Below are 16,159 nucleotides of genomic sequence, written 5' to 3'. Positions count from 1 at the left end.
ATGATTAATATAGCAAAAGTGATTGTGGACGTTCCAGCCATGCAAGTGGATCGTCCCTTTGATTACTTTATTCCCGAAGATTTAGAAGAACTTATTCGCCCTGGTATGCGGGTGAGTGTCCCATTTGGAAATCGCAAAATACAAGGTTTTGTTACTTCTCTTGACGAAACGGAAGAAAATCCAAAACTAAAAGGTATTGATGGCGTGATGGATTTAGCGCCGGTTTTAAATGAGGAATTGATGGAGTTAGGAGACTGGCTTGCGGAAGATACACTTAGTTTTCGTGTGTCTGCTTACCAAGCTATGTTACCAGCCGCGCTCCGAGCAAAATATGAAAAATATTTTTTGCGCTTAGATGATGAGAATGAAGAATTAGAACAATTGTTTGAAGGTTATGAAACGCTAGACTGGAAAGTAGCAGAAGCACGGGGTCTTCTTAAACAAATCGGCAAATGGGTGAGAGAAGGTAGTGTAGAAGTTGTCTACCAAGTAAAAAATAAAATCACCAACAAAAAAGTTCGTGTTGTCAGCTGCTTGAAATCACCATATCAACTAACTGAAATAATAGAAGATATGCCTAAAAATGCCAAAGCACAATCACGTGTACTTGCATTTTTTCAAGCATTTGAAGGAAGCGAAATCCTCGTCTCTGAATTAAAAAAACAAGCAGGAACCACCGATACAACCATTAAAAAATTAGCAGACTTAAACATACTGACTATCCAAGAGAAAATCATTTCGCGTGACCCATACCAAAACCACCAATTTGAAAAAAGTGAATCGCTCCAGTTACTACCAGATCAACAAACAGCCTGCTGGAAAATTACTGCAGCAACAGAGCAAGAAACTTTCTTAATACACGGTGTGACCGGAAGTGGAAAAACCGAAATTTATTTACAAACAATCGAAGCAAAATTAAAAGAAGGCAAAGAAGCAATTGTTTTAGTACCAGAAATTTCCCTTACACCACAAATGGTCGAACGGTTCAAAAGCCGCTTTGGAAGTGAAGTTGCAGTCTTACACAGTGCACTTTCTTCTGGAGAAAAATATGATGAATGGCGCAAAATTGAACGTAAAGAAGCGAGAGTGGTTGTTGGTGCCCGCTCTGCTGTGTTCGCTCCACTTGAGAATTTAGGGATTATTATTATTGACGAAGAACACGAAGCGAGCTATAAACAAGAAGATAATCCGCGTTATCATGCAAGAGATGTAGCTATTTGGCGCGCGAATAAATATCAATGTCCAGTCGTTCTCGGAAGTGCCACGCCATCCCTTGAATCTTTTGCTAGGGCGAAAAAAGGAGTTTATACATTAATTGAACTTCCTAGCCGGGTAAATGATCGTGCAATGCCAGAAGTTAGCGTAGTAGATATGCGCGAAGAATTACGCAAAGAAAATCGTACAGAATTCTCTACTGAATTATTAGAAAAAATCAAAGACCGAATTGCTAAAAAAGAACAAACCGTTTTAATGTTGAATCGTCGTGGCTATTCTTCTTTTGTCATGTGTCGGGATTGTGGTTACGTTGTAGAATGTCCTAACTGTGATATTTCGCTCACCTATCATCAATCAAGCAACCAAATGAAGTGTCATTACTGTGGTCATGAAGAACGTGTCCCACAAAAATGTCCAAGCTGTGAAGGGGAACATATTCGCTATTTTGGAACCGGTACACAAAAAGTAGAGGAAAGCCTGACAAAATTAATCCCAGAAGCGCGCGTTATTCGGATGGATGTGGATACAACAAGAACAAAAGGCGCTCACGAAAAATTGCTTAAAAGTTTTCGTAATCATGAAGCGGATATTTTATTAGGCACTCAAATGATTGCAAAGGGACTTGATTTTCCAGATATTACCTTAGTTGGCGTATTAAATGCGGACACGATGCTCCATTTACCAGACTTTCGCGCCTCGGAACGTACTTTCCAACTTCTTACCCAGGTAAGCGGACGCGCAGGCCGGCATGAACGGACGGGAGAAGTCGTTGTTCAAAGTTACAATCCAGAACATTACAGTATCGAATTTGCTAAAAAACATGATTTTATTGGTTTTTATAATCACGAAATGCAATTACGAAAAATGGGCTCTTATCCGCCGTTTTATTACTTAACAATGATTAATGTCAGTGATGAAAATGAAATGAAAGCTATTCGTACTATTCAAGAAATGGCTCAGTTTTTACGAGGAAAGTTAGGACCAGATGCCGTTGTTTTAGGCCCTGTTCCAAGCACTATCACGCGAATTAAAAATAAATATCGCTATCAGTGCATTCTAAAATATAAAATTGAGCCAGATTTAAAAAAAGAACTAAAAACGTTAATCACTCATTATCAAAAAGACCAACAAAAAGGTTTAACGATAACTATTGATGTACAACCATACGTATTAATGTAAAAGGAGCGAACCGATGACAAAAATCATTTTTATGGGAACACCCGCATTTTCTGTCCCTATTTTAGAACAATTAGCTAGCACATATGATGTAATTGCAGTTGTTACACAACCAGATCGACCAGTTGGGCGCAAACGTATTTTAACCCCACCGCCAGTAAAAAAAGCCGCTTTAGAATTAGCTATTCCAGTCTTTCAACCAGAAAAATTACGCACTTCAAGCGAACTAAATGAACTTATTGCGTTAGAAGCCGATTTACTTGTTACAGCAGCGTATGGACAAATTTTGCCAAATAGTTTACTTGAATCCCCAAAACATGGCGCAATCAATGTCCACGCATCTCTATTACCAGAATATCGCGGCGGTGCTCCGGTTCACTATGCACTACTTGATGGTAAAACGGAAACAGGCGTTACTATCATGTATATGGTAGAGAAATTGGATGCTGGCGATATGATTAGTCAGCGTAAAATCCCAATTACAGAGGCAGATAATACAGGAACCATGTTCGATAAATTAAGCAAACTAGGCGCAGAACTTTTAATGGATACATTACCTGACTTTTTAGCTGGGAAAATTACTGCTATAGCTCAAGACCCAGAAAAAGTCACATTTGCGCGTAATATCTCTAGAGAACAAGAAAAAATCGATTGGACACAACCGGGACGCACCATTTTTAATCAAATCCGTGGACTTTCCCCTTGGCCAGTTGCATATACAACACTGGAAGAAAAACCGTTTAAAATTTGGGAAGCGACTTATGATGACACAAAAGTAGAAGGTGAACCAGGTACGATTTTAATGGATAAAACATCTCTTAAGATTATAGCTGGGGACGGGACTCTTATAGTACCAACAGTAATCCAACCAGCAGGAAAACCGAAAATGGATGTCCATTCATTCATGTCCGGAGCTGGCAGAAATTTAAGCAAGTCGACAAGGTTTGGTGAATAAATGAAGAAGCAAAAAACAGTTCGCGCCATCGCATTAGAACTCATTATCAAAATTGAAAACAATCAATCATATAGTCATTTATTAATTAATGATGCGCTAAAAAAACAGAAACTAAATCCACTAGATAAAGGGCTATTAACGGAATTAGTATATGGAACTACACAGCGTAAAATTACACTCGATTACTATTTGGCTCCATTTTTAAATAAAGAACCGGATAATTGGGTGAAAAATTTACTCCGAATGTCCGTATATCAATTAACTTTTTTAGATAAAGTTCCTGAGCACGCGATTTTAAATGAAGCAGGGGATATTGCTAAAGATTTAGGACACCAAGGCGTAACCAAATTCGTCAATGGGGTGTTACGTAATGTAATCCGAAAAGGCGTCCCGAGCATTGATGAAGTAAAAGATCCAGTCCAAAAAATCGCAGTCGAAACAAGCTTGCCAGAATGGTTAGCAAAAAGATGGGCCGATCAATATGGCGTCCAAAAACTGCGTGAAATTGGGCTAGCTTTCTTAGTAGCTCCACACCAAAGTATACGTGTCAACCAAACAGAAATTCGCACCGAGCAACTAATTAAAGAATTGAATGACCAAGGAATTACAGTTACTCAAAACGAATTTATTGACGAAGCTTTACTTGTTGAAAAAGGTTCTGTTGCAGAAACAAAAGCTTACAAAGACGGTAAATGTAGTATCCAAGACGAGAGCTCGATGCTCGCAGCCTATGCACTTCAATTAGAAGACAATTTAACCGTACTTGATGCTTGTGCGGCACCTGGCGGAAAAACAACGCATATTGCAGAAAAGATGCATGGCACAGGAATGGTTCATGCGCTGGATATCCACGAAAAGAAAACCAAGCTTATAGATCAAGCAGCAAAACGTTTGCAACTATTAAATATTCGTACAGCTCATCAAGATGCAAGAACTGCAAGTACCATGTTTGAACCAGAAACATTTGACCGTATTTTAGTAGATGCCCCTTGCTCAGGTTTTGGTGTTCTTCGTAGAAAACCAGATATTAAATATGCAAAAACAGAAAAAGATATCCACAAATTAGCAGAAATTCAATTAGCAATTTTAGATGACGTTAGCCAACTAGTAAAAGAAAATGGTATATTAGTTTATAGTACTTGTACGATTGATAAGGAAGAAAACGAAACAGTCCTGCGTGCGTTCTTAGAAAAACATCCAGAGTTTTCGCTTGAACCTGTAACACTTCCTGAAAAATTGGCACATATCAAGAAGGACGATTTTGTACAACTTTTACCGACAGATATTGGAAGCGATGGTTTCTTCGTTTCAAGTTTAAGAAAAGTGAAGTCCTGAAAAATAGTGAGGTGCGTTTAAATGCATGCAGAATTTAGAACAGACAGAGGCAGAATTAGACATCATAATGAAGATAATGGCGGTGTGTTTGAAAATAAAGACAACCAGCCAATTGTAATTGTAGCAGATGGAATGGGTGGACACCGTGCAGGAGATGTTGCCAGTGAAATGGCTGTACGTTTGCTTAGTGACGCGTGGAAAGAAACTACTGCACTTTTAACTGCTGAAGAAATTGAAACATGGCTCCGCAAAGAAATTCAGGAAGTAAATAAACAAATCGTCCTTTACGCGGAAAGTGAAATGGATTTAAACGGCATGGGTACAACACTTGTGGCAGCTATAATGGCAAAATCACAAGTTGTGATTGCGAATGTTGGGGATAGTCGTGGTTATTTACTTCAAAATAATACATTACGACAATTAACAGAAGATCACTCCCTTGTTCATGAATTACTACGCACGGGTGAAATCAGCAAAGAAGATGCAATGAATCATCCGCGGAAAAATATTCTTCTACGCGCATTAGGTGTCGAAGGAAAAGTTGAGGTAGACACATTTGTAGTACCATTTCAAACAACAGATACCTTACTACTTTGTTCCGATGGACTTACAAATATGGTACCAGAAACAGAAATGGAAGACATTTTAAAAAGTAAACGTAGCCTCTCTGAAAAAGCGGACGTATTTATTACTAAAGCTAATTCTTATGGGGGAGAAGATAATATCACCGTATTATTGGTTGAACGAAATCTGATGCAGAAAGGGAGGGATGCTTCATGATGATAGGTAAACGCCTAAACGATCGTTATAAGATTTTACATGCTATAGGCGGCGGTGGAATGGCCAATGTTTATCTTGCTCATGACATGATCCTTGACCGCGATGTTGCAGTGAAAATTTTACGAATTGATTTAGCTGATGAAAGTAATTTAATTCGTCGTTTCCAAAGAGAAGCGCAATCTGCAACTAGTTTAGTTCATCCAAATATTGTGAGTATCTATGATGTTGGTGAAGAGAATGATTTACACTACATTGTTATGGAACATGTAGATGGCATGGATTTAAAACAATATATTCATGAAAATCATCCTATTAGTTATGAAAAATCAGTGGATATTATGCTACAAATTGTTTCAGCAGTTACCGTCGCACATCAACATCACATAATTCACCGCGATTTAAAACCACAAAATATCTTAATTGATCATGATGGAGTCGTGAAAATTACCGATTTTGGGATTGCAATGGCGTTGTCTGAAACATCTATAACCCAGACTAATTCATTACTTGGCTCTGTTCATTACTTATCTCCAGAACAAGCCCGTGGCGGCATGGCAACACAAAAATCAGACATCTATTCACTTGGAATCGTTTTATACGAACTACTAACTGGAAAAGTACCTTTTGATGGTGAATCCGCCGTTTCTATTGCCATTAAACATTTACAAGCGGAGATTCCTTCTGCAAGAGAACAGAATCCAGAAATACCTCAAAGTCTAGAAAATATTATTATTAAAGCCACAGCGAAAGATCCATTTTTACGTTATCAAAATGCAGAAGAAATGGAAAAAGATTTACAAACCTGCTTAAATAAAGAACGCTTGAACGAACCAAAATATATATTTCCAACAGACGATGGGGATACAAAAACCATTCCCATCATTGCGACTAAAGAAGCCATGCAAAATCTCGATAAAACTATTGTCCCAGAAGGAAAAGTAGCCGCACAAGAAGTTGCTTCCGATGCAACTAAAGGAAAGAAAAAGAAAAAAATGAGCAAGAAAAAGAAAATTGCTTGGATTGTATTTTCAGTGATAATCGTGTTTATTATTGGGATTTTATTATTATGGTTATTAGGTAAAAGTCCTGATGAAATAGCGGTCCCAGATGTTTCTGGTAAAACAGAAGACCAAGCCATCGCACTGCTTCAAAAAGAAGGATTTGTTATTGGCAAAACAGCTGAAAAAAATAGTGATGAAGTAGAAGAAGGAAAAGTAATTAATTCTGATCCTGAAGCTGGTGAAATGAAAGAAAAAGGAACGAAAGTCAATTTATTTGTAAGTATCGGTTCTAAAAAAATTACATTAGATGACTACAGCGGAAGAAGTTACTCTGATACCAAAGCTTTACTAGAAGAACAAGGATTTGAAAGTATTTCTGCGGAGGAAGAGTATAGTTCAGATGTGGACAAAGGAATGATTATAAGCCAAACACCTTCAGGCGGATCAGAAGTCGTAGCCAAATCTACTAGCGTGAAGTTTGTCGTAAGTAAAGGCGCAGAGCCAATTTCTCTTAAAGACTTACGTGGTTATACAAAAACAGCGGTAGAAGATTATGCTTCTCCTCTTGGATTTAAAGTATCTAGCACAGAAGAAAACTCAAGTTCTGTTGAAAAAGGACAAGTGATTTCGCAATCACCATCTGCTGGAACCACGATGAATCCGGGCGATACAATCCAAATCGTTATTTCTGCTGGACCAAAAGAAAAAGAAGTGAAAGAAGTAACGAAAACATTCAATATTCCTTATACACCAAGCGATGAAGAAAACCCAGAACCGCAACATATCCAAATTTATATTCAAGATAAAGATCACAGTATGACAAGTGCTTACCGTGAAATGGATATTAGCCAAAATACATCTGTAGAAGTAACTTTCAAAATAGAAGAAGGTTCTAGCGGCGGTTATAAAATCATCAGTGACGATAAAGTAATCGATGAAGGTACAGTCCCTTATCCAAACTAAAAAAGAGAACGGAGGAAATGTGCTGGAAGGACAAATTATCAAAGCGTTGAGCGGATTTTACTATGTATTCTCTGAAGGAAAAGTATACCAATGCAGAGCACGTGGAAATTTTAGAAAACGAAATATTTCGCCGCTAGTTGGGGACGATGTGGAATTTCAAGTAGAAAATAAAACAGATGGCTATATTTTAGATGTTATGTCGCGGGAGAATTCACTTGTACGACCTCCCGTTGCTAATATCGATATCGCGATTTTAGTATTTTCTGCCGTAGAACCAGATTTTTCTACGAATCTAGCAGACCGTTTTTTAGTTGCTATTGAGAAAGAAGACATTCAGCCAGTCATCTGTATAAGCAAAATGGACCTGGCAACGGAAGCTGAAAAAGAACAAATCATGGTTTATAAAGAAGTTTATGAAACAATTGGCTATGATGTTTTTGTCACTAATGATGAGCCAGATAAAGAAGCGATTAAAGATTATATAAGCGGTAAAACAGCCGTTATCGCAGGGCAATCTGGTGTGGGTAAATCAACCTTATTAAATAATTTAAATAGTGATTTAACCTTAAAAACAGCTGAAATATCCAACTCACTCGGACGTGGAAAACATACAACAAGACACGTAGAATTAATGCCAATTGGAGATGGCTTTGTCGCTGATACTCCTGGATTTAGCTCTATCGAATGGGATGATTTACAACCTGAAACATTACAATTTTGTTTTCCAGAAATGGAAGACCGTCGTAGTGGCTGTAAATTCCGTGGTTGTATGCACGATAATGAACCAAACTGCGCTGTGAAAACAGCTGTTGAAGCAAACGAAATAGCAGATTTTCGTTACAAACACTATATCCAAATTTTACAAGAATTAAAAAACAGAAAGCCGAGGTATTAATAATGGGAAAAATAGCTCCTTCGATTTTAAGTGCAGACTTTGCAAATCTTGCAAGAGATATTAAAGAAGTAGAAAATTGCGGCGCAGATTATATCCATATTGATGTAATGGATGGGCATTTCGTTCCGAATATTACATTTGGTCCAGCAGTCGTAAAAGCAATTCGTCCGGAAACTAAACTACCACTTGATGTTCATTTAATGATTGAAAACCCGGATACATATATTCCGGAATTTGCAAAAGCTGGCGCAGATTATATTACGGTTCATGTCGAAGCATGTACACACCTTCATCGTACGCTACAACTTATCCGCTCTTATGGTGTAAAAGCTGGCGCAGTCCTAAATCCAGCAACACCAATTGATGTTTTACAACATGTGTTAAATGAACTCGATATGGTTTTATTCATGACTGTAAATCCTGGATTTGGTGGCCAAAAATTCATCCCAGAAGTGCTAGAAAAAATTAGCGCCTTCAAAAAGATAGTGGACGAAAAAGGCTTAGATATCGAAATAGAAGTAGATGGTGGCGTAGATCATGAAACAGCTAAATTATGCCGTGATGCTGGCGCAAATGTTTTTGTAGCCGGAAGTTACATCTATGGAAATAAAAACCGTCAAACACCAATTGACAAATTACGTGCTATTGTAGGCGAATAATATTTTGGAGACTGGGACAGATTTTTTCGTTCCAGTCTTATTTATTAGGAAAGAAGGGAACACGAATATGAAAGTAATTAATATTATGGTTGGTGGGCCCGCGTCAGAAATTCCTGATTTAACACCATATACGAATGCAGATATTTGTTGGGTTGGCGTGGACCGTGGAGCTAAACGTTTATTAGATAGAGGAATTATACCAACTGTTGCAATGGGGGATTTCGATTCTTTAACGAAAGAGGAACTAGCCCATTTAAAAACAAAAGTAGCAGATGTGCTAGAATACCCTGCTGAAAAAGATGAAACTGATACCGAAATTGGGCTAAGTTGGGCAATGAATCAGCATCCAGACAAAATACGCATTTTTGGAGCAACAGGAGGCCGGCTAGACCATTTACTTGCGAATCTGATGATGTTGACCAAGCCACGTTTTTTAAGCGCGGTGCCGGTCGTAGAAATGATTGACCGCTATAATTACATCAAAATGTACACGCCTGGAAGCTATACAATTGAAAAACTGCCAGACAAGAAATATGTCGCATTCACCACAATGCAAGATGTCACAGGACTTACATTAAAAGGATTTGCTTATCCACTGGAAAATGCGACTTATCCAGTAGGATCCGCGCTTTCCAGTAATGAGTTTGTCAATCAAATTGGCAAATTTTCCTTTACTAGTGGAATGATTTTATTAACTCAAAGTAATGATTAATAGAGGATACAGGTGGTTTTTGCCTGTATTTTTTTATATTTGGACAAAGAAAAAATGCACCGACATAATTGTCGCTGCACTTGATTTCTCCTTCGATTAAACGCGTTCCACTTTACCAGATTTAAGCGCACGAGCAGATACCCAAACTTTTTTAGGTTTGCCGTTAACCAGAATCCGTACTTTTTGCAAGTTAGCTTTCCAAGTACGTTTGCTGGAGTTCATTGCGTGGGAACGTTTGTTACCGGAACGTGATTTGCGGCCTGTAATAACACATTCTTTAGCCATAGTTTACCCCTCCTTACAGAGCTCTTCGGATAATTTATTTAAAATAACCTATCCATTTGTTTTTCATACACTAGAATAATTTATCATAAACAAGTATACTTTGCAAGAGGATATGCGAAAATAGTGCAAAGAATTTTTACTTGACAGTCTAAACACCGATTTAATCAGCCAAATTTGTGATATGCTTTCCAAAGGGCTGTGATTATAGTAAAATAGGTAAGGACAACTTAACAAACAAATAAAAACAATAATAAAAAATAATGGAACGAGAATATAATCCGTAGGGAGGAATATAGAATGGCAATCGAAATCGACACAAAGCTAGGCAAAATTGATATTACTAGTGATGTTATCGCCACAATCGCTGGCGGTGCTGCCGAAGAAAACTTTGGAATTGTAGGTATGGCAAGCAGACATCAAATACGAGATGGTTTAACAGATATTCTTAGAAGAGAAAATTATACAAAAGGTGTTATTGTAAGACAAGAAGAAGAAGGCATACATATCGATATGTACATTATTGTTAGTTTTGGGACGAAAATCTCAGAAGTTGCTCATAATGTACAAGAACGCGTAAAATATACACTCGAAAAAACACTCGGTATTACAGTAGAATCTGTAAATATTTATGTTCAAGGTGTCCGAGTAATCAAGGAATCTTAAGGAGGATTATGTAAGTGAGTATTTATCAGTTAGACTCAGAGAAATTTGCATCAATGATAGCGCTTGGAGCCAAAAATTTAGCAAAAAATGCTGATTTTGTTGATTCATTAAACGTTTTCCCGGTTCCAGATGGCGACACGGGAACAAATATGAATTTATCGATGACAAGTGGTGCAGAAGAAGTTGCAAAGAATGATAAAGAAACAATTGGTGCTGTTGGTGCAAACCTTGCAAAAGGATTACTGATGGGCGCTCGTGGAAACTCTGGCGTTATTTTATCCCAACTTTTCCGAGGCTTTTCTAAATCAATTGAAAATAAAGAAACATTAAATGCAGAAGAATTTGCAAATGCCTTTGTAAAAGGTGTCGAAACGGCGTATAAAGCTGTTATGAAGCCAGTGGAAGGAACTATTTTAACCGTAGCTCGTGAAGCCGCTAAAGCTGGAATTGCAGCAGCTGCTGAACATCAAGAAATCGAGTTAGTTATGGAAGCGATTTTAAAACAAGGGAAAGTAGCATTAGAAAAAACGCCAGATTTACTTCCTGTTTTAAAAGAAGTTGGTGTTGTTGATAGTGGTGGTCAAGGTCTGATTATTATTTATGAAGGATTTTATGGCGTACTAACTGGCAAGATGGCGGAAGCTCCTGACTATATGGCGTCTATGGGTGAATTAATTAATGCAGAACATCATCGTCATGTACAAGATTTTATGTCCACAGATGATATTCATTTTGGTTATTGCACCGAAATCATTGTTAAAATCAATGAAAATAAACCGGGTCTAAAGCCTTTTGATGAAGAACAATTCCGTCAAGATTTAAGTGAAATGGGCGATTCTCTACTTGTAGCGGCTGATGATGAAGTGGTAAAAGTCCATGTTCATGTAGAGCATCCTGGTGAAGTATTCAATTACGGTCAACAATATGGTAGTCTACTTAAAATGAAAGTAGAAAATATGCGCGAACAGCATAATGAAATCGTTGGTAATGAAAAAACACCAACAAAAGAAAAAGCTTCTTATGGTATTGTCACTGTGTCTGCTGGTAACGGATTAGAAAAATTATTTGAAAGTATGGGCGTATCGGTTGTACTTTCTGGTGGTCAGACGATGAATCCTAGCACAGAAGATATCGTAAAAGCAATTGAATCAGCAAATGCAGAACAAGTTTTTGTTCTTCCAAATAATAAAAATATCCAAATGGCCGCAGAACAAGCAGCACAACTTTTAGGAGAAGATAAAGTACAAATTATCCCTACTAAAACAATTCCACAAGGACTTACTGCTGTGCTCGCTTTCCAACCAGAGCAAGATTTCACTTCAAATGCAGAAGCAATGCGAGAAGCTATTAACGATGTAGCAAGTGGTCAAGTAACAACTGCTGTACGCGATACAACGGTCGAAGGTGTAGAAATTAAAAAAGACAGCTTTATCGGTATGGTAGAAGGAAAAATCAAAGTTAGTCATGATACGTTAGAAGCAGCAGCGTATGAAACATTAGAAAAATTACTTGATGAGGATAGCGAAATCGTTACAATCATTTTTGGCGAAGATGCAGATGCTAATAAAGCAGAGGCTTTAGCAGATAGACTAACCGAAGCTTATCCAGATGTAGAAGTAGAAATACACGAAGGTAGCCAACCAGTTTACCCGTATATTTTTGCTGTTGAATAAGAACTTATTTTAAATGAATACAAGAAAGGATGATTTTAGTGAAATTTAATAGCGTGTTTGATATTATTGGTCCGGTGATGATTGGTCCATCAAGTTCTCATACTGCTGGTGCTAGTCGTATTGGTGCCATTGCACGAGCTGTTTTTAATGAACAACCATCCCAAGTAGATATTCATTTATATGGTTCTTTTGCTAAAACATACAAAGGTCATGGAACAGATGTAGCGCTTATCGGCGGACTACTCGGTTTTGAGCCAGATGACCCGCGTATGAAAGAATCACCGAAGCTTGCCGAAGAATGGGGAATGCGTATTCAGTTTATTGAGGAAGTGGAAGAACCACCTCATCCAAACACGGTTAAGTTAGTCTTAAAACACGGTATGCAACAAATGACATTAATTGGTGCATCCATTGGTGGCGGAAAAGTAGAAATTATTCGCTTGAACGAATTTGAACTAGAATTCACTGGAACTGCGCCAGCTATCCTTATTTTACATCAAGATAAATTTGGTGCCATTGCAGCAGTATCATCCGTTATTGCTGACCATAAAATTAATATCGGCCAAATGAAAGTATCACGTAAAGTAAAAGGTGATGAAGCATTAATGGTAATTGAAGTTGATCAACAAGTGGAACAAGATCTAATTACCAAAATTGCTGAATTACCAGGGATTTATCAAGTAGCAAGTGTCATGATTTAATAGGTTTGGAATTTATCTCTAGTAAATCGGTGGCTTGCACTCGATTTGTGTAAAGCCAAATGTACGTAAATAAAACGTGCGTTTGGCTTTATTTTGAGTTCTAAATCAGGTATGTTGGTAAAGAGTAAAGAAAGTGAGTGTGGACAATGTTTAGAACTGTAGCAGAATTAGTAGATATCGCTGAACGCGACAACCTAACTATTGCTGAAATTATGATTAAACGTGAAATGAGTATTTCTGGTTTGCCGCGGGAGGAAATAACTGCTGCGATGGAACGGAATTTAGATATTATGGAAGAAGCTATTCGCGAGGGTGAGGCGGGAGTTACTTCTACTACTGGCTTAACAGGTGGAGATGCAGTCTTAATGCAAGACTATATCAAAAAAGGAAACTTCTTGTCTGGTGAAGTGTTACTCGATTCTGTAGCAAAAGCAATTGCAACGAATGAAGTGAATGCTTCCATGGGTGTGATTTGCGCTACCCCAACTGCAGGAAGCGCAGGTGTTGTGCCAGGTGTTCTTTTTTCTTTAAAAGATCGTCTTGAAATGACGCGAGAAGATATGGTGAATTTTTTATTTACAGCTGGCGCATTTGGCTATGTAGTTGCGAATAATGCTTTTATAAGCGGAGCGGCTGGTGGTTGTCAGGCGGAAATTGGATCTGCAAGCGCAATGGCTTCAGCGGCGATAGTAGCAGCTGCTGGAGGAACACCTGAACAATCAGCGCATGCGATGGCGATGACAATGAAAAATATGCTTGGTCTTGTTTGTGATCCTGTAGCAGGGCTTGTAGAAGTTCCATGTGTAAAACGAAACGCGCTAGGTTCCTCACAAGCAATCATTTCAGCAGACATGGCTCTTGCGGGTATTAAAAGTCGTATCCCATGTGATGAAGTGATTGAAGCAATGCACCGCGTAGGCTTACAAATGCCAAGTTCATTAAGAGAAACGGCAGAAGGAGGATTGGCGGCTACACCGACTGGACGTGCCATTCAGCGGAAGATTTTTGGCCTGTCGCCAGAAGATACTAGTGAGTGAACTCAAAAAAATTCCGACAACTGAAATCAAAGGAATTGGTGAAGAAACAGCTAAAACTTTAAAAGAGCTAGGTTTATCAACCGTGCATGATTTGCTTTGGAACTTCCCGTACCGCTATGAAGATTATCGGTTGCGGGATTTATCCGAAGTGGCGCATGAAGAACGAATTACGGTTCAAGGTGAAATACTCACTGAAGCAACTGTCGCTTTTTACGGTCGAAAAAAATCTAAGCTCTCTTTCCGTGTGTCAACAGAAGGCCAAGTCATCAAAATCGATTTTTTCAACCAACCATATTTAAAAAGTAAAATAATAGTTGGAGAAATAGTGACGATTTCTGGTAAATGGGATAAAAGTCGCGCACAAATTACAGCCAGCAAAATAAAGCTAGGTGCTGTAGAAAATGAAGAAGAGCTAGAGGGCGTCTATAGATTAAAAGGAACCCTTCGTAATAAAACAATGCAAAAATATACGCGGCTAGCTTTTGATAGCTATAGTAAAGATATCGAGGAAGTTATCCCAACCAATTTGCTTGAAAAATATCAATTAATCGATCGTTTAGAAGCCGTGCGCATCCTTCATTTTCCAAAAAACAATGAGGAATTAAAGCAAGCAAGACGTCGGATGGTTTATGAGGAATTCTTGCTATTCCAATTGAAAATGCAGTTTTTCCGTAAAATAGAACGTGAAAAATCAGGTGGGATTTCGATTAATTATGATGTAGAAGATTTGCGCCATTACATTGATTCCTTACCATTCCCACTTACAAAAGCACAAAAACGTGTGGTAAATGAGATTTGCGGCGACATGTTATCACATTTCCATATGAATCGTTTGCTGCAAGGAGATGTTGGATCAGGGAAAACAGTGGTAGCATCCATTGCGATGTATGCCGCAGCTAAAAGTGGTTTTCAAAGTGCGCTCATGGTTCCAACCGAGATTTTAGCCGAACAACATGCGAATTCTTTAGTGGAACTGCTACAACCTTTTGACATTACAGTTGGTTTGCTCACAAGCAGTGTCAAAGGGAAACGACGTAGAGAACTACTAGCGATGCTTGAAAATGGTTCAGTAGATGTTTTAATTGGCACACATGCCTTAATCCAAGACGAAGTAATTTATCATCGACTTGGATTAGTTATTACAGATGAACAACATAGGTTTGGCGTAGCACAGAGGCGGATTCTTCGTGAAAAAGGGGAATATCCAGATGTGTTGTTTATGACTGCAACCCCAATTCCAAGAACCCTTGCAATCACAGCGTTTGGTGAAATGGACGTATCCATTATTGATGAACTCCCAGCTGGACGAAAAGAAATCGAAACTTATTGGGTAAAACACCAAATGCTAGATCGTGTCATCGGATTTATGGAAAAAGAGATTGACAAAGGGCACCAAGTTTACATTATATGTCCTTTAATTGAAGAATCTGAAAAACTCGATGTGCAAAATGCGATTGATGTTTTCAATATTTTGCAAAACAAATGGGGCACTAAATACGTTCCAGGTCTTATGCATGGAAAACTATTACCAGCAGATAAAGAACAAATCATGCGCGATTTTAATGATAAGAAAATTGACTGTCTTGTATCAACCACGGTAGTCGAAGTTGGTGTGAATGTTCCAAATGCTACGATGATGGTCATATACGATGCTGACCGTTTTGGTTTAGCGCAATTACATCAGCTGAGAGGGCGAGTTGGACGTGGGGCTGATCAGTCTTATTGTATTTTAATTGCTGATCCAAAAACGGAGGTAGGTAAAGAGCGGATGATGATTATGTCAGAAACGAATGATGGCTTTGTTGTCAGCGAACGCGACTTAGAACTTCGTGGACCAGGAGATTTCTTCGGCAGAAAACAAAGTGGCGTGCCAGAATTCAAAGTGGCTGATATGGTTCATGATTATCGCGTACTTGAAATAGCTCGCCAAGATGCCGTTCATATGATATTTGAAGAAAATATGTTAGAAAATAAAGTTTATGCTAAATTAGTGGCTCTTCTTGAAGAAGAAGGCGTCTTTACCGAACAAAAACTAGATTAAACCTCTGTAACAAACTTTAAAAAAACTTGCAACTTTGCTTGATTTTTAATAACATATTAAGGTACCAA

General features: G+C 38.2%; 14 protein-coding genes. 13 read left to right on the top strand and 1 reads right to left on the bottom strand.

Features of this window, described 5'->3' with window-relative positions:
• The 8 genes from priA to LWE_RS09365 all read left to right on the top strand — a co-directional run bounded on the left by priA (position 1) and on the right by LWE_RS09365 (position 9,691).
• Positions 1–2,394 (top strand): primosomal protein N', encoded by a 2,394-nt coding sequence (priA, locus tag LWE_RS09400; RefSeq protein WP_011702613.1) that lies wholly within the window; start codon positions 1–3, stop codon positions 2,392–2,394.
• A gap of 13 nt (positions 2,395–2,407) precedes the next feature.
• The gene (gene fmt, locus LWE_RS09395) at positions 2,408–3,346 is read left to right on the top strand and encodes a methionyl-tRNA formyltransferase (protein ID WP_011702612.1); all 939 of its coding nucleotides are present in this window, start codon (positions 2,408–2,410) and stop codon (positions 3,344–3,346) included.
• Entirely contained in the window at positions 3,347–4,681 is a 1,335-nt protein-coding gene (rsmB, locus tag LWE_RS09390; protein ID WP_011702611.1) for a 16S rRNA (cytosine(967)-C(5))-methyltransferase RsmB, read from the top strand. It abuts the gene before it with no gap.
• Between the two features lie 21 nt (positions 4,682–4,702).
• Positions 4,703–5,461 (top strand): Stp1/IreP family PP2C-type Ser/Thr phosphatase, encoded by a 759-nt coding sequence (locus LWE_RS09385; RefSeq protein WP_011702610.1) that lies wholly within the window; start codon positions 4,703–4,705, stop codon positions 5,459–5,461.
• Positions 5,458–7,425 (top strand): Stk1 family PASTA domain-containing Ser/Thr kinase, encoded by a 1,968-nt coding sequence (gene pknB / locus LWE_RS09380; protein WP_011702609.1) that lies wholly within the window; start codon positions 5,458–5,460, stop codon positions 7,423–7,425. Before LWE_RS09385 ends, pknB begins: the two co-directional genes overlap by 4 nt.
• A 19-nt stretch (positions 7,426–7,444) precedes the next feature.
• On the top strand, positions 7,445–8,320 hold the full coding sequence (gene rsgA / locus LWE_RS09375; RefSeq protein ID WP_011702608.1) for a ribosome small subunit-dependent GTPase A: 876 nt from the start codon (positions 7,445–7,447) through the stop codon (positions 8,318–8,320).
• A gap of 2 nt (positions 8,321–8,322) precedes the next feature.
• Complete coding sequence (gene rpe / locus LWE_RS09370; RefSeq protein WP_011702607.1) at positions 8,323–8,979, top strand: ribulose-phosphate 3-epimerase; 657 nt, start codon at positions 8,323–8,325, stop codon at positions 8,977–8,979.
• Between the two features lie 67 nt (positions 8,980–9,046).
• Positions 9,047–9,691: a thiamine diphosphokinase gene (locus LWE_RS09365; protein WP_011702606.1), complete on the top strand. Its 645-nt coding sequence runs from the start codon at positions 9,047–9,049 to the stop codon at positions 9,689–9,691.
• Between the two features lie 96 nt (positions 9,692–9,787).
• Here LWE_RS09365 and rpmB read toward each other — a convergent pair whose 3' ends face one another.
• Positions 9,788–9,976, bottom strand: a complete 189-nt coding sequence (gene rpmB, locus LWE_RS09360; protein ID WP_003720131.1) for a 50S ribosomal protein L28 — start codon at positions 9,974–9,976, stop codon at positions 9,788–9,790.
• Positions 9,977–10,273: 297 nt separating this feature from the next.
• Between rpmB and LWE_RS09355 the strand changes: the two genes are divergently transcribed.
• The 5 genes from LWE_RS09355 (at position 10,274) to recG (ending at position 16,091) form a co-directional block, all read left to right on the top strand.
• The gene (locus LWE_RS09355; RefSeq protein WP_003720130.1) at positions 10,274–10,639 is read left to right on the top strand and encodes an Asp23/Gls24 family envelope stress response protein; all 366 of its coding nucleotides are present in this window, start codon (positions 10,274–10,276) and stop codon (positions 10,637–10,639) included.
• Positions 10,640–10,653: 14 nt separating this feature from the next.
• On the top strand, positions 10,654–12,312 hold the full coding sequence (locus tag LWE_RS09350) for a DAK2 domain-containing protein (protein ID WP_011702605.1): 1,659 nt from the start codon (positions 10,654–10,656) through the stop codon (positions 12,310–12,312).
• A 38-nt stretch (positions 12,313–12,350) separates the two neighbouring features.
• On the top strand, positions 12,351–13,013 hold the full coding sequence (gene sdaAB, locus LWE_RS09345) for an L-serine ammonia-lyase, iron-sulfur-dependent subunit beta (protein WP_011702604.1): 663 nt from the start codon (positions 12,351–12,353) through the stop codon (positions 13,011–13,013).
• Between the two features lie 146 nt (positions 13,014–13,159).
• The gene (gene sdaAA, locus LWE_RS09340; RefSeq protein WP_011702603.1) at positions 13,160–14,050 is read left to right on the top strand and encodes an L-serine ammonia-lyase, iron-sulfur-dependent, subunit alpha; all 891 of its coding nucleotides are present in this window, start codon (positions 13,160–13,162) and stop codon (positions 14,048–14,050) included.
• Entirely contained in the window at positions 14,043–16,091 is a 2,049-nt protein-coding gene (gene recG, locus LWE_RS09335) for an ATP-dependent DNA helicase RecG (RefSeq protein ID WP_011702602.1), read from the top strand. The genes sdaAA and recG overlap by 8 nt, the downstream gene beginning before the upstream one ends.
• Positions 16,092–16,159: the final 68 nt, after the last annotated feature.

Origin of the sequence: Listeria welshimeri serovar 6b str. SLCC5334, from assembly GCF_000060285.1 — a bacterium.
In the GTDB taxonomy this organism is placed as follows: domain Bacteria; phylum Bacillota; class Bacilli; order Lactobacillales; family Listeriaceae; genus Listeria; species Listeria welshimeri.
This window is presented reverse-complemented; position numbering and strand designations above follow the sequence as displayed.